Origin of the sequence: Bacillus sp. FSL M8-0049 (assembly GCF_038593355.1) — a bacterium.
Classification (GTDB): Bacteria; Bacillota; Bacilli; order Bacillales; family Bacillaceae; genus Bacillus; species Bacillus safensis.
Genome location: NZ_CP151986.1, coordinates 2327503 through 2349142 on the forward strand (window position 1 = coordinate 2327503; position 21640 = coordinate 2349142).

Sequence of the window (21640 nt, forward strand, 5' to 3'; positions counted from 1 at the left end):
GAAAGGAGAATGCGGTTCCATGGAGCTACTTCTACGTCCTAAGCAATTTTTCAATCAGAATCAATCAATTAAAACCATTGTAGGCCTTGTCTTACTATCATTATTTGTGTCGACTGTCTTTTTAACATTTTTTATTATTGATTTGTTAGTAGATGAACCTTTATCCACTGGGAAACAACTTGCCAGCATTGTTTTTATCTTTTTGCTGACAATCCCGCTTTATTTCATTTTAAATTTTCTCAGTACTGTCCTAACTTCTATTTATATGTATTTTTTTCATAAAGCTTTTATTCTACGCAAAATGTATCTTGTTATTTTGGTTTATAATGCATTTCTTTTATTAGTGAATAGTGCAGCGATCTATTGTGTGATGGTGTTACAATTAGATCACTATTTTCTCTTGATTCAAATAGTTTCCTTCTTATTCAACTTATATCTTTTACGGATCCTTTATGATGGAATTATTTACTATGCTGAAGGATCAAAAAAAGCTGCCTTAGCAACTGTGATCTTGTATATGCTTGTGACGACTGCGTTTGTTATTGGAGGATTCATCAATGGCTAAACTTCAAGTGTCTCAGCTATCTTTTCGCTATGAAACAACAGAAGAGAATTCTCCCCTTCTCGATCATGTGTCATTTGATCTGAAAGAAAGTGATCGAGCTTGTATTATTGGAAAGAACGGCAGCGGTAAATCGACACTTTTAAAGATCATCGCAGGTCTGCTTCCTTCAGCATCAGAAACGATTTTACTTAACGAGCAGCATCACCCTGGAACCGCTCAATATAAAAGTCTGGTAGCATACATCCCAGATAAACCTTTAGTCTATGATGCGCTCACTGGTTTCGAGCATATGGAGCTTATCCAGTCTTTATGGAAAATGAAAAAGTCGGAAAAGGTTTTATACAAAGACACCTTTCTATCGCTTTGTGATACATTTGATTTAACTCATGCCCTAAAAATGCCTGTCAAACAATATTCATTGGGCATGAGATATAAACTTTTCTTTAATTGTATGGTGGCAAGATCTCCAGAGCTGATCATTCTTGACGAGCCTTTTACCTCTCTTGATGAAGCCTCTCAAATACAATCGATTTCTTTATTAAAAAAAGAGTTCTCTCATCGATGTGTTTTATTTACAAGCCATCAGCGCTACCTTTATTCAGAGTTAGGAAATCGTTTCTTCCAGCTGGATCAGGGACAATTAAATGAAATGGAGCATTAGACATACAAAAGGCATCCCATAAAAGGATGCCCCCTTCATTACCACTTACAGCGCTTCACCGGACGGCAGCAAGGGTTTTTGATATCACTGCCGCAATCGTATTCTTCTACAATATACTCGTTGTGAGTCGATTCAGTGACAGGATAGTAGTTTTCGATTCTTTTGATGTTTTTATTGACGTTTGTGATATGCGTTGGATGAATTTTTCTGATCGTTTGTTCATTCGTTCTTGTGTTGACAATTTGACGTGTGGGAAAAACAACCGTTTCGTCTCCTCCTTGGTTTCCTCTGCGAGGTCCAAAGAAGAAATCATCTAATCGATTTCGGCTCATCTCAACACCCCTTCAAGTTGTCTTTCACTTACACTCTATCGTATGTCAGAGGCACCTTTCGTGATTAGATGCTTGTCTATTTTTAAAAAAATCCACTATCGACCTCGTTTTCTCTTTCTTTACAAAAGGACAATTTTAACATATTATACAAATGATATCTTACGAAGACAGGTCATCCATGAAAACAAAACATCAGCTCTTTTTATTCAATGCATTTTTTCCACTCATTATCAAATAAGAGGTGAACGATATGATCAACACGACACAGCCATTCGAACGAAACAAGCTAGACATTGCACTTGAACTAACTCAATTACATCTGAATCAATATCAAACAAACCATCCTGATCAGCTGAGTGAAATTTACGCGAAATATTACGCACTGCTTGAAGTGCTGGATTTGTCTTCCTATGATCAATTGATTGATTTACTGCCAAATGAGCTCAAACAGACGCTTGAGTAAAAAACCATCTACCCACATGGGATAGATGGTTTTCTTAAATTTATACACGTGCAGCCATATCGGTTTCGATTTGCTCTAAACTTCTTCCCTTTGTCTCGACTAGCACAAATCGGGTGAATAACAGCCCGATTAAGCAGATGACTCCGAATGAGGAGAAAATGACCCCAAAGCTGAATTGATCAGCCAGAATAGGGAAAACAAGTCCAACTGCTAATGATCCGGTCCAGTTAAAGGCAGAAGAGATACCTGCTCCGATGCCTCTGACAGAAAGCGGGAAGATTTCGCCGATGATGATCCAAGTGATCGGTGCCCACGAGAAGGCATAGCACAAAATAAAGCAGCAAAGTGAAATCAATGTCACCCAGTTTAAAATTCCTTCACTAACGCCAAGTGCCCCTAATGCGGCTGGAGCAAAGAAAGAAAGGGCCATGCCCGATCCCCCTACGGTGAGAATCGTTCGGCGGTCGAAGCGGTCAACAAATTGTAAAAAGATCACGGTCGTGACGACGAAAATGACACCGACAATGACTGTAAAACCTGCGGCGACCTGCGGCGCAAGACCTACATTCCGAGCGATACTCGTTGCATAATAGACAATGGAGTTCGCGCCTTGAATTTGCTGAAGGGTTGCCATTCCAACCCCAATGAAAAGAGCCATTCGGAATTTCTTTTGAAACAATTCACGAATTCCCGAGCGTTCTTCTTTGGCGACTTCTAAAATTTCCTGCATTTCTGATTCGATTTCTTCACGGGAAGAACGCAGTGATCCTAATACTTCCCGTGCTTTATGAGCCATTCCGTGTTTAATCAAATATCTCGGAGATTCAGGAAGCTTCAGCATGCCAATATAAAGCACGATCGCAAATAAAGCGGCACTTCCCAGCATCCAGCGCCAGCTGTCCGGGATGGGCTCAAACACAAACGCAACAATATAGCTGAGCAATAGACCCGTTACAATCATGAGCTGATTGAGCCCAGATAATTTCCCGCGGATTTTAGCAGGAGCGATTTCAGACATGTAAGCAGGAACCAAAGATGAAGCTGTTCCTACTGCTGTCCCTAAAAAGATTCGAGCGATGGTGAGTGAAATCTCTTCTGGTGCGACAGCTGATCCGATCGCCCCGACAAAAAAGATCACGGATGAGACCAAAATGAGTTTTCTGCGGCCAAATTTATCCCCTAAGAGACCGCTTAAGATGGAGCCAATGATGGCCCCGCCCATTAATGAAGAGACAACGATTCCAAGCCATAATGGGCTGAGCTGAAATTCTTCCTGAATATGTCCTTCCGCCCCTGCAATAATACCAATATCATATCCAAATAAGATGCCTGCAAAGGACCCGAAAAAGAAGATAAATTTGCTTGACACTTTTTTCTCCAAGTGGATGACCCCCTCACTTAATTAACCGCTTTCATTTCACCCGGTGCTTCTACTGTAACCAGTAGAAGACCTTTCCCCCTTCTATAAAACCACATATTCTGCATTGACTAGCTTTGCAAAGTGAACAATTTGATCAACCTTTAAATTGAGAGACACGACTGTATGATGGCCCCCGCCTTCTTTAATCCATGCTTTGACGCCATCCTGAAAATTCGGTTTGATTTTCCACAATACACGCGCAACTGGTAAATGAGGTGCTGCTTCCTCCGGCTCAAAGGCTTCGACTTCTTGTATCAGCCATTTGAAATGTGTTCCAAAATCCGCTATAGAGACAACGACACCCTCGCCTGCTTTTCCATCAAACACAAGACGTGCTGGATCCTCCCGGTTTCCAATTCCAAGTGGAGACACGACAATGACAGGTTTTGTATGGGCGAGCGCTGGATCTACTTCCAGCATATGAGATTGCAGCACTGCTTCCTCTCCAGACGTCATTTCATATGTGTAGTCCTCCATAAAACCAGTGGATTGATGATGGCTCATCACCTTTAATAAGCGGTCCAGTGCGGCCGTTTTCCAATCACCTTCCCCAGCAAAGCCGTAGCCCTTTGCCATCAGTCGCTGTACCGCAAGTCCAGGCAGCTGCTTCATCCCATGTAAATCTTCAAAGTTTGTTGTAAAGGCATTATAGCCGCCTTCATCTAAGAAACGTTTGATGGCGATCTCATATCGCGCCTGCACCTTGACACTTTTTTCCCACTCTTCAACTGAATACGTTCCATAATTCACATCATATTGCGTTAAATACTCAGCAAATAATGCATCTACCTCTTCGTCATCTACTGCATTTACATATTCGACGAGATCGCCTATTCCAAAGTAGTCAACGGTCCATCCTAATTGAATCTGTGCTTCGATTTTATCGCCTTCTGTCACAGCCACATGCCGCATGTTGTCACCAAACCGGGCTACTTTGATGTGAAAGCTCTCATGATAGGCAGCCGCAACATCCATCCAATCCGCAATTTGCTGCTGCACTTTCGGCTTTGACCAATGACCGGTCACAATTTGGTTTTGTTTATTTAAACGTGCATTAATATAGCCATATTCTCTGTCTCCATGTGCGGATTGGTGGAGATTCATATAGTCCATGTCGATCGTGTCCCACGGAATCTTTTCATAATATTGTGTAGCAAGATGCAAAAGAGGCTTTTGCAAAAGACTGGTGCCGCGTATCCACATTTTTGCTGGAGAAAATGTATGCATCCACGTCATCACACCGACAACTTCATCGCGATAATTGACCTCTTTCATAAGCTTTGTGATTTGATCGGCACTGACAGCCAGGTCCTGCAAGATCACTGGATAAGGAAGTAAACCGCTCTCATTTAAAGCATCCGTCATCTTTTGTGCATCTGCTTTTACTTTTTTCAGTGCTTCATCACCATATAAATGCTGTGACCCAACGATAAACCAAAACTCTTTTTTCAGGCTTGTTAACATAAATATCCCTCGTTTCTTTATCTTGAAGGTTTTTGTCCGTAATACGCATGCTTTCCATGTTTTCTTAAGTAATGTTTATCTAAAATTCGCTGCGGCAATGGCTCAGCAAATTCGTTCAATTGCTTGGCAAAAAGATTCATCTTGGCGACTTCATCTAAAATCACACTGTTTGTGACCGCACTTTTAGCATCCTTCCCCCATGTAAATGGACCATGCCCTTGAAGCAATACACCCGGCACCGCCATCACATCTAGGTTTCTTTTCTCAAACGTTTCGATGATCAGCTTGCCCGTTTCTACCTCATAACCCCGATTGACTTCTTCTTCTGTTAGAAAACGAGCGCACGGAACGGCGCCGTAAAATGTATCGGCATGTGTTGTGCCCATTGCTGGTAAATCAAGTCCTGCCTGCGCCCAAACGGTTGCCCACATGGAATGGCTATGTGAAATGCCGCCAATTTCCTCAAAGTGTTTGTAAAGAACTGCATGTGTAGCTGTATCTGACGAAGGACTCAATTCTCCTTCCACCACTTCACCATCAAAGTTCACCACGACCATATCTTTTGCTGATAGTTGGTCATACGCTATGCCGCTCGGCTTAATCACAAACAAACCACTGTCACGATCACATGCACTGACATTACCCCATGTAAATTTCACAAGTCCGTATTTTGGCAAATCTAAATTTGCTTGATACACTTCTTCTTTTAAGCGATCTAGCATACCGTCGTCACTCCTTTCTTTGGCATGAGATGCGCTACCGCCGCTTCTTCAATCGCAAGCCCATTTTGATAGCGCTTTAAAAATTCGTTAAAGCCTTTGACATCGAGTGGATCGGGCTCCATGAGCTCTTCTGATGTATGGGCAAATACGCGATGGGTGAGAAATTCAGCCAATGTTTGCTGCTGCTGATGGACCATATATGAAGCAAGGACAGCCATCCCAAATGCACCGCCTTCTCCCGCTGTTGAAACGACTGATACAGGTGTATCCAGCGCTGCGGCAACCATTTTTTGTCCAACAAGCGGTGTTTTAAATAATCCCCCATGCCCTAGTAAGCGGTCGATCACTACATGTTCCTGTTCCTTTAATCGGTCCATGCCTATTTTCATAGCACCAAAAGCAGAGAACAAATGGGTTCGCATGAAATTAGCGAGGTTAAAGCGGCTTTCAGGAGACCTGACAAAAAGAGGTCTTCCTTCTGGCAGTCTCGTAATATTTTCACCAGAGTAATAGCCATAGCTTAAGAGTCCGCCGCCATCTCTATCTGCTTCTAAAGCTTGCTGCAATAAGGATTCGTATAACCTTTCTGACTCCACTTGCAGGCCAAGTGCTTCAAATGCCTCTCTGAATATATTCATCCAAGCGTTTAGGTCACTTGTACAGTTATTCGCATGAACCATGGCAACTGGCAGTCCATCCGGCGTCGTGACAAGATCCACTTCTGGATACACACCTTTTAGATCCTGCTCCAGCACAATCATGGCAAAAACCGACGTCCCAACAGAAATATTCCCGGTCCGTCTTTCTACACTGTTTGTCGCCACCATTCCCGTTCCAGCGTCACCTTCCGGCGGGCAAAATGGAATGCCTGGCTGCAAATGTTTTCCTTGATCTAAAATGGCTGCTCCTGCTGCCGTTAACACGCCAGCCTCCTCACCTGCTAAATAAACACGCGGCAGAAGATGACGAAGCTTCCATGGATAGCCTTTTTCTGCGATCAAGTCTTCAAATTGATGGAGCATTTCTTCATTGTAATCTTTCGTTTGTTCGTCAATTGGGAACATACCTGACGCATCCCCAATGCCAATGGCCTGCTTTCCGGTTAACAGCCAGTGAATATATCCTGACAAAGTGGTCATATATTCTAATCGGGATAGATGTTTTTCATCTTCTAATACCGCTTGATACAAATGGGCAATGCTCCATCTTTCTGGAATATGAAATTGAAATACGTCTGTCAGCTTTTGACTCGCCTCGATGGTCGTTCCGTTCCGCCATGTTCGGAACGGAACGAGAACCTCTCCTGTATGATCACATGCCACATAGCCATGCATCATCGCTGATACCCCGATTGAGCCAATGGTTTGAATGGTCACACCATACTTTTGCTCGGCCTGTTCTTTCATCTCTCGATACGCCACTTGCAGACCTGTAATGATATCAATTAAGTTGTACGTCCATATTCCATCTTGGAGAAAACTTTCCCATTCATATGCACCTTGTGCAATTGGCTGAAATTCCTCATCTATTAAAATCGCTTTAATTCGTGTTGAACCAAATTCAATGCCTAAAGATGTCCGTCCTTCTTTCAAGGCTTTGGCCGTCTCTTTGTGATCCACTCTACGTTCACCCCCATTTTTGATAGCGGTTTCAATTTTCTTTTTCTAGATTCATTGATTCTCTGGTACAATCACAATATAATATTTGTACGTACATATGTCAATAATAAATATAGTTGTACATACATAATGCGACAAAAACTTTCATTTTTTCTGAAGGGGTCATAACAGAAAAGGGAAGCGCCTGTTTTTGATCCGACAACCATGTTAAAATATGTCCATACAATTTCTTCTCAATCCGAGTAGATGATCAACTGAGAAAGAAGTGAAACGATGAAAAAGAAGTACCAGATCATTATTGATGATATAAAAAGCAAAATACTCACAGGGGATTATCGGATCGGGGAGCGTATTCCAACCGAATCAAGCCTGCAAGACATGTATCAAGTGAGCAGACATACAGTTCGAAAAGCCATTTTGGAATTGTCCAGCGAAGGATTTTTGCGCAGCGAAAAAGGTTCAGGCACATTTGTGACCAATCAATATCAAACAAAACCTGCGGGACATGCACATATGAAAACGATTGGTGTCATTACAACATACATATCCGATTACATTTTTCCTTCTATCATTCGAGGCATTGAAAGCCGTTTAAACGAAGAGAACTATTCCTTGTTACTGGCAAGTACAAATAACGATGTTGAGCAGGAGAAAAAAGCGCTTGAAATGATGCTGTCGTTTGGTGTGGACGGACTTATCGTCGAGCCGACGAAAAGCAATTTATATAACCCAAACATCTCGTACTATTTATCCTTTAAAGAACAGGATGTACCGCTCATTATGATCAATGCCTATTATGAGCAGTTAGAGGTTCCTTTTCTCTGTTTGGATGATGTAAAATCCAGCTATTTAGCCACAAAAGAGCTGATCACCTCTGGACATCAGCAAATTGGGCTTATTTCAAAAACAGATGATTTACAGGGAAAATATCGGATGAAGGGCTATATTCAGGCGCTAGGTGAAGCGAAGCTTAATTTCCTGCCTGAGCATGTGCTTTTTTTCGATACAGAATCGAAGCAGCATTTAGGGGAGCAAATTTCCACATTCCTGATGGCGCACAGGCATGAGCTGACTGCCCTTGTTTGCTATAACGATGAGGTGGGTTTAGAAGTAGCCAATGTATGCAGCGAAATCGGGCTGTCCATTCCAGATGATCTCTCGATTATTGGACAGGATAATTCGTATATTGCCCAGAAAAATGCCCATGTGAAGCTGACAACACTGACCCATCCTCAGGAGCAAATGGGCCGGGATGCAGCTGACTGGATGATTAAAAAAGTACAAGGAAAAAAGAATCTCCCTGATCAAACGTTTTACGAGCCTGAATTGGTTCCAGGTGAAACGATCAAACGAATAAAATGAGCCCCTACTCCAAGTGGCTCATTTTATTTTAGATTCCAGCATATCCAGCAGATCATACGCTATACGATCGGGAGAGTCTTGCGTGATTCGATTACGGTAGTTGGATAAAACGACCACGCCTGTTTTTGAATGCGGGCGGAAGCCCATGAAACTGGAGAATCCAGACGTCGCCCCATTATGGCAAATGAGTCCTGTGTCATCGATGACCCAGCCGAGTCCCATTGACATGTTCCTGCCCATATCCCGTCTTGGTTCATGCGTGATTTTCCAAAAAGAATCCGCATCTGCGTGTAGATGGCTAGAGAGAAATGACAATAAATCTGTGATGGTCGAGCGAATAGCGCCAGCTCCTTGATAGTCAAGCATATGAAGCGGCGGAACCTCTTTTCCATTTTCCCGATGCCCTAAGATCATCTTTGCTTCTACATTATCCTTTATCGTAATAAAGGTACTTGATAGATGAAGCTCATCCACGATATATTCCATCAATAGCTGTTCATATGTTTTGTGACGAGACCAGCCCATGATTAAACCAAGCAGACCCATACCCACATTGGAATAACGAGATGGAAAGCTTTTTGGCTGATTCCACTTTTTCGAATTTAACAGTTTCATTAATTCATCGAGTGAATACTGACAGAACATATCTCTTCTCACTTTAGGAAGGAAGCATAGCTGCAAATCTCTAAGAAGACGATGCGAAGGAAGACCAGACGTATGGGTTGCCAGCTGCTCTATTTGAATGGGGTGATTCTTTCGAATGTGAGGACAATACAGAGAAATCGAATTATCGAGTTTCATCTGCCCTTTTTGCATCATGCTTGCCAATATACTTGTCGTAAAGACTTTTGAAATCGAGCCAATCTCAAAAATGACATCCTCTGGCTGCACTCGCTTTTGTATAGGGTGATCCCCGAAATGAAAGACATGCGTTTCCCCTTGATGAATCAGTCCGATCACAAGCAGCGCCTCCTTCTTTTTCTCTGTATAAGAGGAAGCGATTCTCTGTACTTCTTGTTTGAGCGTCATTCATTCTCATCCTTTCTCTTCGTTTTGATGTGGGATCAATTGATCAAGCTTTTCATAAATCGATGTCAATGTGGAGATCTCATCGAAGGATAATGCTGAATAATATTTTTCAATAATCGCAAGCTCTACCTTTCGCATATTCTCAAGGTACGTTTTTGCCTTCTCAGAAAGTTCAACATGCAATTCCCTCCGGTTATTCGGGTTAATGCTGCGGCGAATCCATTCTTTTTTTTCAAGCGTGTTTAACAATTGACTCACTGCACTTTGAGTGATCCCTAATTGCTGGGCAATTTGAATAGGAGAACTTCCCCCTTTCTGCTCAATAAAATTTAGTACAATATGCTGCTTATCGGTTAACTCATCTACAAATAATTCTTCAAACTCTAATCGGAGCTTTTGATGGATGCGGGCTTCGATATTGTTTAGCTCTTGAATCATAGCTGTTTTGGACGTCACTTTTATCACCTTCATAATTAAGATAACTTAAGTATAAAGCAACCTTTATATTAAAACAAGAAAAAATCCCCATCTTTTAGAAAGATAGGGAACTTGCCTATTACGCTTCTTCTTTAGGGGTAGGCACCGCACATACGCCATCTGCACATGCTGCTTCAAATGAATTGGCAGACGCTTTCTCTGCTTGAGCTGCTTCCTCTGTCCAAGCTGTTTCAAGTGCGCGCAGGAACGTATCGGCCGGCTGCGCACCTGCAACTGAATACTTGTCATTGATCAAGAAAAACGGAACAGCATTGATACCAAGCTGTCTCGCTTCTTGTTCATCTTTTCGGACATGATCGGCAAATGCTTCGCTGCCCAAAACTTGCTGTACTTTCTTCTCATCAAGACCAGCTTTTTCTGCAATGTCTAAAAGAGTTTGACGGTCACCAACATGCTTTCCATCTGTAAAATATGCTTGAAACAGTTCTCCCATGACAAAATCGCCTTTCTCCATTTGACCAGCATATTGCGCCAATCGATGAGCATCAAAGGTGTTTGTCAACACGAGCGGATCAAATTGAAAATCGATTCCTTTCTCTTTGCCGGCCTGCTTCACCTGCTCATTCATCGCCATGGCCTGGCTGCGGCTCATGCCATATTTTTTGACGAGCATATCATGAACGTCATAATCGACTTGAGCAGGTGCATGTGGATCAAGCTCAAAGCTTTTAAACTCTATCTCTACCTGGTCCTTCTCTGGGAATTGTTCTAGCGCTGTTTCCAGCTGTTTTTTTCCTATATAACAAAAAGGACAGGCGATATCTGACCAAATTTGTACTTTCATTTTCATCTTCCTTCCGTGCTTGCACTTTTTCTTTAACGATGTAACTATTATAGTTACATCAAATCGGTTATGTCAAGATTCTGGGCTTGATTGAAATGAAAAAGCCTCTCCTTTTAAGAAAGGAAAGGCGTTGAAAATGACTATTCTAAATTTGCATGGTGACCGTACATTGTATGTGTATCGAGCTCTTTCATTTCCATTAACCGCAAAATGACCCCATCGTAAGTCAAAAGAAGCAGCTGCTCAAATAGTGAACCCATTGGCTGAATGGTATGATGGCTTCCTTCCTGTTGATCCTTCGGTGCACCTGACAATAAGATGACTTCATCCGATAGATCAGCTAAAGGTGACTCAGCAGAAAGCGTGAACGCTGCCACTTTTCCGCCAATTGCTTTTGCCTTTTTTGCAAGGACAAGCAAAGACTCTGTGCGGCCAGAGCCGCTCCCCACAATCAAGAGATCCTTTTTGGTAAAAGAAGGCGTATTCGTTTCTCCAATGACATAAGCCTTGACGCCAATATGCGTAAGTCTCATCGCAAACGATTTTCCCATCAAACCAGACCTGCCTGCACCTGCCACAAAGACTTTTTGTGCAGATAAAATACTTGTGACCAGGCGCTCTGCTTGTTCGTCTTGAATGGCTGGCGAATGCTCAGAAAGCTCATTTAAAATGGCCTTCACATAGTCGCTGGTCTTCATGATTGTGCGATCAGCTGCTTCATTTGTGCCGCTACTTCTGCTTTATTGTCCTGGCTTGCGATACCGCCGCCGACAATGATTAAATCAGGGTTTAATTTCACGACTTCAGGTAACGTATCAAGCTTAATTCCGCCTGCAATCGCTGTTTTTGCCTGCTTGACGACTTGTTTAATTGTCATAAGGTCAGCAAATGAGTTTTGACCAACCGCTTGCAGGTCATAGCCTGTATGCACACAAATATAATCGACTCCAAGCGCATCCAGCTCTTTTGCACGGCCTGCGATATCTTTGATGCCAATCATATCAACTAAAATTTGTTTTCCTCTTGCTTTTGCTTCTTTCACCGCTCCTTGAATGGACATATCTTCTGCCGCTGCAAGAATGGTGACGATATCTGCTCCTGCTTCGGAGGCCTGCTGCACTTCATAGCCGGCAGCATCCATAATTTTCAGATCAGCGAGTACACGTAAATTCGGAAAAGCCTGCTTGACTTCTTTTACAGCACGAAGCCCTTCGTTAATCACAACAGGTGTCCCAATTTCGACCACATCAATGGATGCTTCTACTTCTTTGATCAGCTCAATCGCTTCTGGTATATTCACTAAATCTAATGCTAATTGTAATTTCATCAACTTTCACTCCCGTTTTTCATCTCATCTTCAAGAGCTCCGCGGATGATGCATCTTGAACGATGAAATGAGTATAACAACAGGATGGACGCAATCCAAGTACGCACTTTTTTTTTACATACTATACTTTTCCGCATATGGTTACAAAAAAGATACTGTCTTTTGGCCAGTATCTCAGCGTAAAGACAAAGGGCTAAAATAAAGTTATTTTAGCCCTTTGCCTACAATCGGTAGTCTTTCTATTTATCATCTTTTAAAAAATTACTGTCGAGATACTGTTTTCCCCAATCATACATCGCCTCTAAAATCGGCATTAAGCTTTCTCCTAGTTCTGTGAGAGAATACTCAACCTTTGGCGGGACGACAGGATAAACCTCCCGGTGCACAATGTGATCTTCCTCTAATTCTCTTAGCTGATTGACAAGCATTCTTTGCGTAATCCCAGGCATTAACGACTTTAACTCACCAAAACGTTTTGTCCCTTCTCTGCCAAGGTGCCATAAAATCAGCATTTTCCACTTACCGCCGATAATATTTAGCGTCAGCTCTTTTTCGCAATTGAATACTTTATTTTCCATTCGTGATGACAACAACATACACTCCTTTAATTTCAAACCATTTACGCTTTATCATATACTGCGGCAAAATGAATTGCCCAAGCATACGGTCTTCGTTATTGATTTTGTTTTTTGACAAAAGCCATCACAGCCTCTGTCATTTTTTGTGCTTCTTTTGGCGCTCTGTCTGATCCAAACCATTTGTTCAGATCACTATGGCTTAACGTATGAACCCGAAAAACAAACCGAGAGCCTTTATCATGGTTCAGTTTTTCTGCAAATCGGTACACCTCAGGATTTTCCCAGCCCGTGACCAAATAGACAGGAGGTACATTCGCTTGATTCATATAAGTGACAGGTGATGCCTTTGTCCAATTTTTCTCTTGTTTGCCAAAGACTTTTTTGTACGATGGGATGGCTTGTATAAATTGATTGAGGTTTAACGGCCCATCTAAAATCACGATGGAATTAATCGCTTTTGGCGACAGCCCCACACGTTTTAAGTAGGTCGAATCTGTGGCAACCAGCGCCGTCAAATGACCGCCCGCTGAGTGACCCATGACATTGATTTTTGATGAATCAATTTGATATTCATCCGCATGATCCTTTACCCATTTAATGGCGTTTGCTGTATCATCTGCCATCTGCTCATAGTTGGCATCAGGGTGAAGCCTGTAATTCATTGAAACAAACACATACCCTTGACCTGTAAAATAATCAGCCTTTGAAGCGACTCTATTCTTATCGCCGCCTGTCCAGCCGCCGCCATGGAGATAGATTATCACAGGATGCTTCTTCTTTTTGTCTTCATCTTTGCCCTTTGGCATATACATATCGAGTGTTTGCTGTTTGTTTTGTGTGTCTGCATAATGGATATTGGTTGTCGGCTTAGGCTGGTTGAAACGGAACACAAAGAATGCGCATACCAATAAACCAGCGATGACAACTACAAATAAGAGCCATTTCAAGATTCGATTCAAAGTCATTGCACCTTTCTGTGTTGGGATGGGGAAGTATATTTAGGCATATGTTGGTAGACTATCACGATTCATTTGATACGACTTGTATGACTTGAACCGTTTGACAATAAAAAGAAAAATACTGTTCTTCAAAGTCTTCGACAAAGTAATTCAAATTTTCCCAGCCCCTATCCAAAAGCTGAATGTCCAATAAAATATAGTCATCGTTTGTTAACTCCAAATCTTTGATTTGAACAGAAGAGACATTGGTGAATTTCAGATAAATGTCTGCTTTATGGATCGCAGATTCGTATGGGATGTGTAGATTAATACAGTTGATCAAGTCGTAATGTTCATTATACTCTTTAAAATAGTGAAATTCATTGATTTGCTTTAGATGGTTGATATTGAAATCAGGGATTTGCTTTTGGATTTTTTCATCTAAAAACCATGTTATCGTTTGTCCCCCATAGGTTATTGTATAAGTGCAATGATTCGTTTTCTTGTTTCTTCATGGTATTGAACGTAGGAATGTAATAAAGGATACGATTCAAGGATGTGTTGAAACGCTTTGATTTGAGGGTATTGCTCTTCAAATGATTGACGCAGCACGTTCAATTGTTTTTTCGGTATTCGTTTGTTATCGATCACATAACTTAAGCTTCCTGTTACAAGTGTGAAAAATTCATAAAAATCATCGGACCAAATGCCAGTTTCCTCCTCAAAAGATACGATATCTTCTGGATAAGCGGAATGAAAACAATATTGATAGCGCTGCTTCAAATCATTGATTAATGCTGTTTTATCTTGGCTGATGTTCATGGCCTTATGCTCCTTTTATATATAGACATTACTGATAATCATTTCTTTGTCTATCATTAGTAATTGATACTTCCTAATTTAAACCACAAGTACCATTACGGATAATTTGATAGCAATTGACTGAAATATTCATTGAATGTTTTTTGATCCTTCAATAACAGTTCTAACCAACTTGCTAAATCAGGATGATTCAGTGGTTTCCATCCTTCTTCTAATAAAATATTTTGGGGACACTCTTTTTTTGATACCATACCTATTATACAAATTTCCATATCTCTATCTGCCCAAATCGCCCACTGCAAAGAACGGGATAACCAAACCACTATGTTTGAGTTCGTAATTATATTATCAGCTATAGAACCTTTTGGGTGCATCCATAGTGCATTTACATAATCCTCACCTGAAATGTTCACACTCGCTTTCAGCCAATGATAATAACCAAACTCCTTCAAATAGTAATCAACTGGATCTGGCTTAAGGATTGCGGTCAAAAATTCTCTATCACGTGTTGAATTTGATAACTCCTTGATTGTTGGTAAAATATCATCACTTAATGCCCAATCAAACTCTTGAAACAAAAAACAATCAAAATTCTTACGGAAGACTTGCTGTGGCAGCCCTTTATTTTGATCAAATACATGATCCACTAAATTCTGATAGAACCTGAATTCTTTTTCTGAACGAACAAATAAGGGCTCAGGCTGGTTCAAGCAAAAAGCCTCCTTCTCATGTGATATCACTATCATTTTCCTAAAACTAACCCATATATCATCATCTTATCAAAATATCCCCTTTTATATATAAAAAAGCACCCTAAACGGATGCTTCAATCAAATGATATTTTTTCAAAATACGATAGGTAATTTCTTTTGCTTCTAGCCCGGTGCCTTCGATATTTGTGACGAAAATGTAGGTTTTGTTTTCATGTTTGATGAAGCCTGCGTACCAGCCGATGCCTGAACCGGAGCCTGTTTTTCCGTATAGGGTGGCATGTTTCTCTTCTTCTTGTATCATCATTCGTTTGACGGTTCTCATGACAGACAGGTCAAATGGAAGACTTTCTTCATATAGCTGTTTGAGAAAATGGACTTGTTCTACTGGAGAAATTTTCAACGAACTGCTTAACCAAAATTGATCGATTCCGCCTGATATGTCTTCGTTCCCATAATGAATGGCTTTCACCCAATGACTCATGCGTTCTTCTCCGATGTCACGCGCCATGGCTTGATAGTACCAGACGACTGAATCTCTCATACCAGAGCCCAGTGTATGATCCTTATTCCAGTTATCAATCTCTCTTTTCACTCCGTCCCAATATTTAATGTCGTATTCATCTCTCACTGCGCCTGTTTGGAGTCCGATGAGGGCATTTGCCACTTTAAATGTCGATTGTGGGGCAAAGCGCTTGTTCGCTCTTTTTTTGTTATACACCCATGGCGATTTTTCTTTTACTTCTTGAATCACAAATGTGCCTTCCCGGTCTTTCATGAATTCATCTACTGACCACGCTGGAGATGTTCCCTCACTTGATGAAGGCTGGCCGATACAAAATGCCATCAGCATGATGGTGCAAAACAGCCATTTCATATGCTTTTTCTTCAAAAAAATCGCTCCTTTTCCTATGATTTGTATCGATTGTAGCATGCCTGAGTGATGAGACATAAGGTACGCTTGTCCTCTTTTCTGCCAAATAAAAAAAGCCGGTTTCATCCGGCTTTTTGATCATATTAGCTTTCTTTTTTTCTCTTCAATGGCCTGCTTCGCGATTTTTGAAATCGTCATATCATCCATTGGCGGGTTATGGAGCCCAGCCCGGATATCTCGATAGTAACGCTGAAGCGGACAGCCAAGGCTCAAGCTTTTCGCACCGACTAAACGCATGGATTTATCGACCACTTGCAGACTATGATTAACGACTGTATGCTTCACAGCACCGAATTCATTGATTAACAGCTCTCTTTTCTCAGGCTTTTCATACAATGTTGTCGTTGAATAGATGACGTGGCGTGCTTGCTTTAGTAGTAAATCAATTTCGCCAATCAGTGTTTGGACATTCGGCAGGTCACTAATCGTTCCGCTGATACTGTTCGGTGAATGTGTGATGGCATACTGTACAGCATAGTCTCTTGCCGCTTGTGCAATTCCTAAATAGCAGGAAGGAATATGGGCGATCCAAGGGTTTAACGTACCGCCCCGAGGTCCTTTTTGCACTTCAACAAGCATATCATCTGATACCACAACTTGATCTAAGATTAAATCATGGCTTTCTGTTCCTCTCATGCCGACAACATCCCATGTTTCTTCTATAGAAACACCTTCTGTGTCACGGTGAATTAAGAAGAATCCCATCGCCTCTTTTTCTTCGATCCATACACCGACTAAAAAGTATGTGAGAGCTGGTGACATTGTTGTGAAAATTTTACGTCCATTGATCACCCAGCGATCACCTGATTTCATCGCTGTTGTCCCAGGCTTGCCGCCTCTTGTTGGGCTGCCTGTCTGCGCCTCACTTACAGCGCGGTTGACAAGGGCGCCCTTCTTCACTTCTTCCGCAAAGAATTGCAGCTGCTTCTCATTCCATAGTTTCTTTTCATAAATTTCACCAACAACTCCTTGGTGCCAGCCAATCGATAAGGCAGTCGCTCCGTCCATGCTGCCAAGCGTTTCTTGAAATAGAACCATATCTGTTACAGATTGACCCCCGCCTCCATATTCAGCGGGAAGAGACAGGGCTGTATATCCCATGTTTACTAATGATTCGATATTCTGTTTAGGAAAATAAGCGCCTTCATCATGTTTTTTTGCGTTTTGTTCAATCGTTTCACGAAGAGATTCCAGCTGATTAAGCCATGTTTTTTGAAAATCGGTATCGACAAATAATGCTTTAGACAAAACGTATCCAACTCCTCTGTTTCTCACAATCTATGATATCTCATTTTTCCAATCGGAATGAATAAAACACACTTTACTTATAGGATTTAATGTGTTAAATTTTATCAATATTAAGTACATCTGTCAAAGGAACGTGATGCTTTTATGATCTCAGCTACTAATCTACATAAATCTTATGGGCAGACCCATGTGTTAAAAGGCATTGATTTCACCGTACAAGAAGGTGAAGTGGTCGCAATTATTGGACCGAGCGGATCAGGAAAAACAACACTTCTCCGCAGTTTAAACAGCCTCGACATTCCAGACAAAGGAGAGCTGACTGTTGGAGAAGCCACGATTCAATTTGAACGATATCATAAAAAAGATCTTTTAAAACTAAGGCAGCAATCTTCCATGGTATTTCAGCATTATCACTTGTTTCAAAATAAACGAGCACTTGAAAATATTACAGAGGGATTGATTGTGTCCCAAAACATGTCTAAAAAAGAAGCTGAAAAGGTTGGAGAGCAATTTTTAGCGCGGATTGGACTGCTTCATAAAAAGGATGCATTTCCGAGTGAATTATCTGGCGGTCAGCAGCAGCGGATTGGAATTGCCCGCGCTCTTGCGATGAATCCTGCGGTGCTTTTGTTTGATGAACCAACGTCCGCACTTGACCCAGAGATGGTCGGAGAAATCCTTGAAATGATCAAAGATATTGCGAGCCAAGGGATGACGATGGTCATTGTGACGCATGAAATTTCGTTTGCAAAGGACGTAGCGGATACCGTGATCTTTATGGCAGATGGGGAAATCGTTGAAAAAGGCTCCCCAGAAGACGTCCTCATGAAGCCTCAGCATGAACGAACGAAACAATTTTTATCTAGGATTCATCGCGGAATGTGGCAAGGATCGGAGGAAGACATATGAAGCAAAAGACAGCATTCATGACAGCTGGTGTCCTTCTGATTCTCCTCTCCCTGATTGGCTGCAGCAGTGTGAAAACAACAACAGATGATGGAAAACAAATTGTGAAAGTCGCACTGAGTGCAGAGGTCAATCCACCCTTTTTAGCCACAAATGACCGAAACGAACCGATTGGCTATAACATTGATTATTTAAATGAAGTGGAAAAAAGACTTCCACACATACATTTTGATTACATCTTTGGCGAGGAAGAATCCAATTTAATTGGTGTTGGCGCAGGGAAGTTTGAAATGGCAGCTAATTGGTTTTTCAGTAACCCTGAACGCGAAAAACGGTTTCTTTACCCTCAAGTTCCATACGGCTATTCGATGACAGGATTAATTGTGAATGAATCAAACCGGGATATTCAATCGCTTGATGATATGACATCAAAAAAGCTCGCTCCTGTCAGTCCCAGCGGCGGATTGCGTTCCATATTAAATCAATATAATGAAGTATATGATCCAGATATTCCGCTGACAACCATTGAAAGCCCTTCAAATGAACTCAACTTAAAGCGCGTTGAAAGCGGACGGTCTGATGCGGCTTTTATGAATATTTCGACCTTCGATACCATACAAAAGCATCTCAACCTAAAGGTCAAAGTTGGCGGCATTGTGTCAAAGGAGCCGATTTATCTTGTCTTACAGCCGAGTGAGAAGCAGCTTGCAGCAGATTTGGACCGGGTCACACAAGAGATGATTGATGATGGAACACTACCTAAGCTTGCGAAAAAGTGGTTTGGGGTTGATTTCTTTCAAGATATTGACTACATCTCAGAGCAAGGCTATCAATATGAAGAAAGGAAGGAAGCGTCATGACGTTTACAGCTGGAGATTGGCTGCGAATTTTTTTACAGGTGCTTGAACGCCTGCCACTCACTTTTCTCATTATTGCGGTGTCATTGTTTTTCGCCATCATAATAGGGCTCTTATTTGCATGCATTCGTATAAAACAAATCCCAGTGCTGAAGCAATTGGCTGTTATCTATTTATCTTTTACACGAAGTACGCCATTAATTGTTCAGTTATTCTTGATTTATTTTGGGCTTCCTCAGCTTTTACTTGTAGCAGGAATTCAAATCAATCATTGGGATCGTGTGTTATTTGTGATGATGACGTTCTCTTTACATACGGGGGCTTATTTATCTGAAGTTTTTCGCAGTGCGTATTCGTCTGTTGGGAAGGATCAGCTGGAAGCCGCCTACATTGTGGGGATGACAGATACACAGGCCTTGATCAGGATCATTATCCCGCAGGCCTTTCTCATTGCCCTGCCAAACCTCGGAAATTACACCATTGATCTTGTGAAAGACACGGCGATTGCCTTTACGATCGGACTCATCGATATTATGGGACAGGTGAAGATCATCTTAGGAAATAACTATGGAATAGGCATGTTTGAAGTGTATGTGATCATAGCGATTGTGTACTGGCTCATTTGTATGAGCATTGAACTAGTCACCATGCTGCTTGAAAAGAAATTTGTAAAAGGCCGTACCAGTCTGTCACGTTAAGGAGGCGATTTGATGCAAACCATTGATATTCCATTTGCGATTGACCAAGTACCACATATTCTAAAAGGTGTTCCTTTCACATTATTAATTGCTCTTGTTTCCATGGCTGTGAGTCTTGTGATCGGATCTGTTTTTGCTTTCATTCGCCTCTTTCGCATCCCTGTACTCAGACAGCTCGTTACGCTATACGTCTCCTTTTTTAGAGGAACGCCGCTTATTGTTCAACTGTTCGCTTTCTTTTATGGGCTCCCTTTTCTTCTAACCAGTATGAGCGGCACATTCGGACTGACCTTTCATCCAGATATGGTCTCCCCTTTAGCTGTGGCTCTTATTACCTTCAGCCTGCATTCAGCCGCTCATTTAACAGAGGTGGTCCGAAGTGCACTTCTGGCAGTAGACAAAGGGCAGCTTGAAGCGGCAAAAATTGTAGGCATGACCACACGTCAGGCGATGATACGCATTATTTTGCCGCAGGCATTTGTTGTGGCCTTACCAAACCTAGGCAATCAGCTCGTTCAGTTATTAAAAGCGACATCTCTTGCGTTTACAATTGGGGTACTCGAAATCATGGGTATTTCCCGGATCATTGCAAATGACGGCTATCAGTTTTTAGAAACTTATCTCGTCTCTGCTTTGATCTATTGGCTGCTGAGCATTGTCTTTGAATTAGCCTTTGCATTATTAGAGAAACGTGTCAGTGTATACGGAAGAACTCTCGGACGTTAAAAAGTCGATCAGGCCCAAAAACCTGATCGACTTTTTTATTCACCCTTTTTTGGTGTGTTAAATAGTTCTTTTGGTGCGGGTTTGAGCTTTGGTGCAGAGCCGAATACGACAGGTGCGGAAATATATCTGAACTCTCCTTTTCCATCCATGCTGCGGCCATGTGCCCATCTGCCTTGCTTACTTTCTTCCCCTCTTGAGAAGTTAAACAAGTCATAGGATACTTGCTGTTTTTCTAATGAACGAGGGAAGGTGGTTGGTACGACGACATCCCCTTCTCGCTCTTCTAATTCTTTAATTGCGGCAAGCCACATATTTTGATGATATGTATCACGAGCAATGAGGAAGGAGAGCATATCTTTGACGCCGCGGTCATCTGTCATTTCGTAAAGTCTTGTGACCTGAAGGCGGCCCTGGGCCTCTGCATTTAAATTGGCTCTGAAATCCGCCATTAAATTTCCGCTTGAAATGATGTATTTGGCATTCCACGGGTATCCTTGACTATCCGCTGCCATTGCCCCTAAACCTGCAACAATCGCATGCTGCGGGTTCATTCCGCCCATGACAGCTGCAAGTGCAGGATCACTTTGGTACGCCTCTTCTTGTTCTTTAACTGGTGCATTATCAAGTAAACGCGCAATCATCGTTGCCAGCATTTCGACATGACCAATTTCCTCTGTTCCTACGTCAAATAATAAATCCCTATATTTTTGATCTGCCCGGCAATTAAAGCCTTGAAATAAATATTGCATCATCACGCTGATTTCACCATATTGACCGCCTAATACTTCTTGTAATTTCTTTGCATACACCGGATCAGGCTTTGAGGGCTTTGCTTCATATTGCAATTCTTTGATGTGATAAAACACGATGTCATCTCCCTTATCATGAAACATCTTTTCAATTATCACTATTCAACCGCAGCTCTCTTTATGAAAATGATATGAATACATAAAAAAAGAGAATGGCTTATGCCATCC

26 protein-coding genes are annotated in these 21640 nt (G+C 41.7%); 8 read left to right on the plus strand and 18 right to left on the minus strand.

Going from position 1 to position 21640, the window contains the following annotated elements; translation table 11 throughout:
- The first annotated feature begins 19 nt into the window (after nucleotides 1-19).
- Nucleotides 20-565, plus strand: a complete 546-nt coding sequence (locus NSU13_RS12000) for a hypothetical protein (RefSeq protein WP_034280043.1) — start codon at nucleotides 20-22, stop codon at nucleotides 563-565.
- Nucleotides 558-1226 (plus strand): ABC transporter ATP-binding protein, encoded by a 669-nt coding sequence (locus NSU13_RS12005; protein ID WP_041118047.1) that lies wholly within the window; start codon nucleotides 558-560, stop codon nucleotides 1224-1226. Before NSU13_RS12000 ends, NSU13_RS12005 begins: the two co-directional genes overlap by 8 nt.
- A gap of 38 nt (nucleotides 1227-1264) precedes the next feature.
- Here NSU13_RS12005 and NSU13_RS12010 read toward each other — a convergent pair whose 3' ends face one another.
- The gene (locus NSU13_RS12010; protein ID WP_024423071.1) at nucleotides 1265-1558 is read right to left on the minus strand and encodes a spore coat protein; all 294 of its coding nucleotides are present in this window, start codon (nucleotides 1556-1558) and stop codon (nucleotides 1265-1267) included.
- 250 nt (nucleotides 1559-1808) lie between these two features.
- Between NSU13_RS12010 and NSU13_RS12015 the strand changes: the two genes are divergently transcribed.
- Nucleotides 1809-2021 (plus strand): hypothetical protein, encoded by a 213-nt coding sequence (locus NSU13_RS12015; RefSeq protein ID WP_024427922.1) that lies wholly within the window; start codon nucleotides 1809-1811, stop codon nucleotides 2019-2021.
- A 40-nt stretch (nucleotides 2022-2061) separates the two neighbouring features.
- On the opposite strand, the gene NSU13_RS12020 is transcribed toward NSU13_RS12015, so the two are convergent.
- The 4 genes from NSU13_RS12020 to NSU13_RS12035 all read right to left on the minus strand — a co-directional run bounded on the left by NSU13_RS12020 (nucleotide 2062) and on the right by NSU13_RS12035 (nucleotide 7246).
- Complete coding sequence (locus NSU13_RS12020; RefSeq protein WP_034280034.1) at nucleotides 2062-3402, minus strand: sugar porter family MFS transporter; 1341 nt, start codon at nucleotides 3400-3402, stop codon at nucleotides 2062-2064.
- Between the two features lie 81 nt (nucleotides 3403-3483).
- Nucleotides 3484-4905, minus strand: coding sequence for an L-arabinose isomerase (gene araA, locus NSU13_RS12025; RefSeq protein WP_335370826.1), 1422 nt, complete (start codon nucleotides 4903-4905; stop codon nucleotides 3484-3486).
- A 17-nt stretch (nucleotides 4906-4922) separates the two neighbouring features.
- Entirely contained in the window at nucleotides 4923-5627 is a 705-nt protein-coding gene (locus NSU13_RS12030; RefSeq protein ID WP_034280028.1) for an L-ribulose-5-phosphate 4-epimerase, read from the minus strand.
- On the minus strand, nucleotides 5621-7246 hold the full coding sequence (locus NSU13_RS12035) for an FGGY-family carbohydrate kinase (RefSeq protein WP_335370825.1): 1626 nt from the start codon (nucleotides 7244-7246) through the stop codon (nucleotides 5621-5623). Before NSU13_RS12035 ends, NSU13_RS12030 begins: the two co-directional genes overlap by 7 nt.
- 273 nt (nucleotides 7247-7519) lie before the next feature.
- Here NSU13_RS12035 and NSU13_RS12040 point away from each other — a divergent pair, with 273 nt between their 5' ends.
- Nucleotides 7520-8608, plus strand: coding sequence for a GntR family transcriptional regulator (locus NSU13_RS12040; RefSeq protein WP_025092855.1), 1089 nt, complete (start codon nucleotides 7520-7522; stop codon nucleotides 8606-8608).
- Between the two features lie 18 nt (nucleotides 8609-8626).
- Here the strand turns inward: NSU13_RS12040 and NSU13_RS12045 are convergent, their stop codons facing one another.
- The 12 genes from NSU13_RS12045 to NSU13_RS12100 form a co-directional block, all read right to left on the minus strand.
- Complete coding sequence (locus tag NSU13_RS12045) at nucleotides 8627-9637, minus strand: serine hydrolase (protein ID WP_335370824.1); 1011 nt, start codon at nucleotides 9635-9637, stop codon at nucleotides 8627-8629.
- A gap of 6 nt (nucleotides 9638-9643) precedes the next feature.
- Nucleotides 9644-10093: a MarR family transcriptional regulator gene (locus tag NSU13_RS12050; protein WP_052470354.1), complete on the minus strand. Its 450-nt coding sequence runs from the start codon at nucleotides 10091-10093 to the stop codon at nucleotides 9644-9646.
- A 100-nt stretch (nucleotides 10094-10193) separates the two neighbouring features.
- Nucleotides 10194-10919: a DsbA family oxidoreductase gene (locus tag NSU13_RS12055; protein WP_342489533.1), complete on the minus strand. Its 726-nt coding sequence runs from the start codon at nucleotides 10917-10919 to the stop codon at nucleotides 10194-10196.
- A gap of 140 nt (nucleotides 10920-11059) precedes the next feature.
- The gene (hxlB, locus tag NSU13_RS12060; protein WP_034280016.1) at nucleotides 11060-11617 is read right to left on the minus strand and encodes a 6-phospho-3-hexuloisomerase; all 558 of its coding nucleotides are present in this window, start codon (nucleotides 11615-11617) and stop codon (nucleotides 11060-11062) included.
- Nucleotides 11614-12246, minus strand: a complete 633-nt coding sequence (gene hxlA, locus NSU13_RS12065; RefSeq protein ID WP_024423080.1) for a 3-hexulose-6-phosphate synthase — start codon at nucleotides 12244-12246, stop codon at nucleotides 11614-11616. The genes hxlB and hxlA overlap by 4 nt, the downstream gene beginning before the upstream one ends.
- A gap of 239 nt (nucleotides 12247-12485) precedes the next feature.
- Nucleotides 12486-12842: a winged helix-turn-helix transcriptional regulator gene (locus NSU13_RS12070; RefSeq protein ID WP_029708013.1), complete on the minus strand. Its 357-nt coding sequence runs from the start codon at nucleotides 12840-12842 to the stop codon at nucleotides 12486-12488.
- Between the two features lie 77 nt (nucleotides 12843-12919).
- Nucleotides 12920-13789, minus strand: coding sequence for an alpha/beta hydrolase (locus NSU13_RS12075; protein WP_335370822.1), 870 nt, complete (start codon nucleotides 13787-13789; stop codon nucleotides 12920-12922).
- 55 nt (nucleotides 13790-13844) lie between these two features.
- A complete protein-coding gene (locus NSU13_RS12080; RefSeq protein ID WP_335370821.1) occupies nucleotides 13845-14105 on the minus strand; it encodes a hypothetical protein in 261 nt (86 codons plus the stop codon).
- A gap of 131 nt (nucleotides 14106-14236) precedes the next feature.
- The gene (locus NSU13_RS12085; protein WP_335370820.1) at nucleotides 14237-14584 is read right to left on the minus strand and encodes a YxiJ-like family protein; all 348 of its coding nucleotides are present in this window, start codon (nucleotides 14582-14584) and stop codon (nucleotides 14237-14239) included.
- Between the two features lie 95 nt (nucleotides 14585-14679).
- Nucleotides 14680-15294 (minus strand): hypothetical protein, encoded by a 615-nt coding sequence (locus tag NSU13_RS12090; protein WP_335370819.1) that lies wholly within the window; start codon nucleotides 15292-15294, stop codon nucleotides 14680-14682.
- 103 nt (nucleotides 15295-15397) lie between these two features.
- Entirely contained in the window at nucleotides 15398-16186 is a 789-nt protein-coding gene (blaBPU, locus tag NSU13_RS12095) for a BPU family class D beta-lactamase (protein WP_098677047.1), read from the minus strand.
- A 120-nt stretch (nucleotides 16187-16306) separates the two neighbouring features.
- On the minus strand, nucleotides 16307-17476 hold the full coding sequence (locus NSU13_RS12100; protein ID WP_111926421.1) for an acyl-CoA dehydrogenase family protein: 1170 nt from the start codon (nucleotides 17474-17476) through the stop codon (nucleotides 16307-16309).
- 144 nt (nucleotides 17477-17620) lie between these two features.
- Between NSU13_RS12100 and NSU13_RS12105 the strand changes: the two genes are divergently transcribed.
- Genes NSU13_RS12105 through NSU13_RS12120 form a run of 4 tightly spaced genes read left to right on the plus strand, consistent with a single transcriptional unit; the run spans nucleotide 17621 to nucleotide 20663 of the window.
- The gene (locus tag NSU13_RS12105) at nucleotides 17621-18385 is read left to right on the plus strand and encodes an amino acid ABC transporter ATP-binding protein (RefSeq protein WP_024427908.1); all 765 of its coding nucleotides are present in this window, start codon (nucleotides 17621-17623) and stop codon (nucleotides 18383-18385) included.
- Nucleotides 18382-19242 carry an amino acid ABC transporter substrate-binding protein gene (locus NSU13_RS12110; protein WP_111926419.1) on the plus strand — a complete coding sequence of 287 codons (861 nt, stop codon included), beginning with the start codon at nucleotides 18382-18384 and terminating at the stop codon, nucleotides 19240-19242. The genes NSU13_RS12105 and NSU13_RS12110 overlap by 4 nt, the downstream gene beginning before the upstream one ends.
- Nucleotides 19239-19937: an amino acid ABC transporter permease gene (locus tag NSU13_RS12115; RefSeq protein WP_025092844.1), complete on the plus strand. Its 699-nt coding sequence runs from the start codon at nucleotides 19239-19241 to the stop codon at nucleotides 19935-19937. Before NSU13_RS12110 ends, NSU13_RS12115 begins: the two co-directional genes overlap by 4 nt.
- 12 nt (nucleotides 19938-19949) lie before the next feature.
- Nucleotides 19950-20663 carry an amino acid ABC transporter permease gene (locus NSU13_RS12120; protein WP_034279995.1) on the plus strand — a complete coding sequence of 238 codons (714 nt, stop codon included), beginning with the start codon at nucleotides 19950-19952 and terminating at the stop codon, nucleotides 20661-20663.
- A 35-nt stretch (nucleotides 20664-20698) separates the two neighbouring features.
- On the opposite strand, the gene NSU13_RS12125 is transcribed toward NSU13_RS12120, so the two are convergent.
- A complete protein-coding gene (locus tag NSU13_RS12125) occupies nucleotides 20699-21529 on the minus strand; it encodes a manganese catalase family protein (protein ID WP_024427904.1) in 831 nt (276 codons plus the stop codon).
- Nucleotides 21530-21640: the final 111 nt, after the last annotated feature.

Coding starts and splice junctions, on each gene's coding strand:
- NSU13_RS12000 (WP_034280043.1), top strand. CDS start 20: ATGGAGCTACTTCTACGTCCTAAGCAATTTTTCAATCAGAATCAATCA.
- NSU13_RS12005 (WP_041118047.1), top strand. CDS start 558: ATGGCTAAACTTCAAGTGTCTCAGCTATCTTTTCGCTATGAAACAACA.
- NSU13_RS12010 (WP_024423071.1), bottom strand. CDS start 1,558: ATGAGCCGAAATCGATTAGATGATTTCTTCTTTGGACCTCGCAGAGGA.
- NSU13_RS12015 (WP_024427922.1), top strand. CDS start 1,809: ATGATCAACACGACACAGCCATTCGAACGAAACAAGCTAGACATTGCA.
- araA (WP_335370826.1), bottom strand. CDS start 4,905: ATGTTAACAAGCCTGAAAAAAGAGTTTTGGTTTATCGTTGGGTCACAG.
- NSU13_RS12030 (WP_034280028.1), bottom strand. CDS start 5,627: ATGCTAGATCGCTTAAAAGAAGAAGTGTATCAAGCAAATTTAGATTTG.
- NSU13_RS12040 (WP_025092855.1), top strand. CDS start 7,520: ATGAAAAAGAAGTACCAGATCATTATTGATGATATAAAAAGCAAAATA.
- NSU13_RS12045 (WP_335370824.1), bottom strand. CDS start 9,637: ATGACGCTCAAACAAGAAGTACAGAGAATCGCTTCCTCTTATACAGAG.
- NSU13_RS12055 (WP_342489533.1), bottom strand. CDS start 10,919: ATGAAAGTACAAATTTGGTCAGATATCGCCTGTCCTTTTTGTTATATA.
- hxlB (WP_034280016.1), bottom strand. CDS start 11,617: ATGAAGACCAGCGACTATGTGAAGGCCATTTTAAATGAGCTTTCTGAG.
- hxlA (WP_024423080.1), bottom strand. CDS start 12,246: ATGAAATTACAATTAGCATTAGATTTAGTGAATATACCAGAAGCGATT.
- NSU13_RS12070 (WP_029708013.1), bottom strand. CDS start 12,842: ATGTTGTTGTCATCACGAATGGAAAATAAAGTATTCAATTGCGAAAAA.
- NSU13_RS12075 (WP_335370822.1), bottom strand. CDS start 13,789: ATGACTTTGAATCGAATCTTGAAATGGCTCTTATTTGTAGTTGTCATC.
- NSU13_RS12085 (WP_335370820.1), bottom strand. CDS start 14,584: ATGAACATCAGCCAAGATAAAACAGCATTAATCAATGATTTGAAGCAG.
- NSU13_RS12105 (WP_024427908.1), top strand. CDS start 17,621: ATGATCTCAGCTACTAATCTACATAAATCTTATGGGCAGACCCATGTG.
- NSU13_RS12110 (WP_111926419.1), top strand. CDS start 18,382: ATGAAGCAAAAGACAGCATTCATGACAGCTGGTGTCCTTCTGATTCTC.
- NSU13_RS12115 (WP_025092844.1), top strand. CDS start 19,239: ATGACGTTTACAGCTGGAGATTGGCTGCGAATTTTTTTACAGGTGCTT.
- NSU13_RS12120 (WP_034279995.1), top strand. CDS start 19,950: ATGCAAACCATTGATATTCCATTTGCGATTGACCAAGTACCACATATT.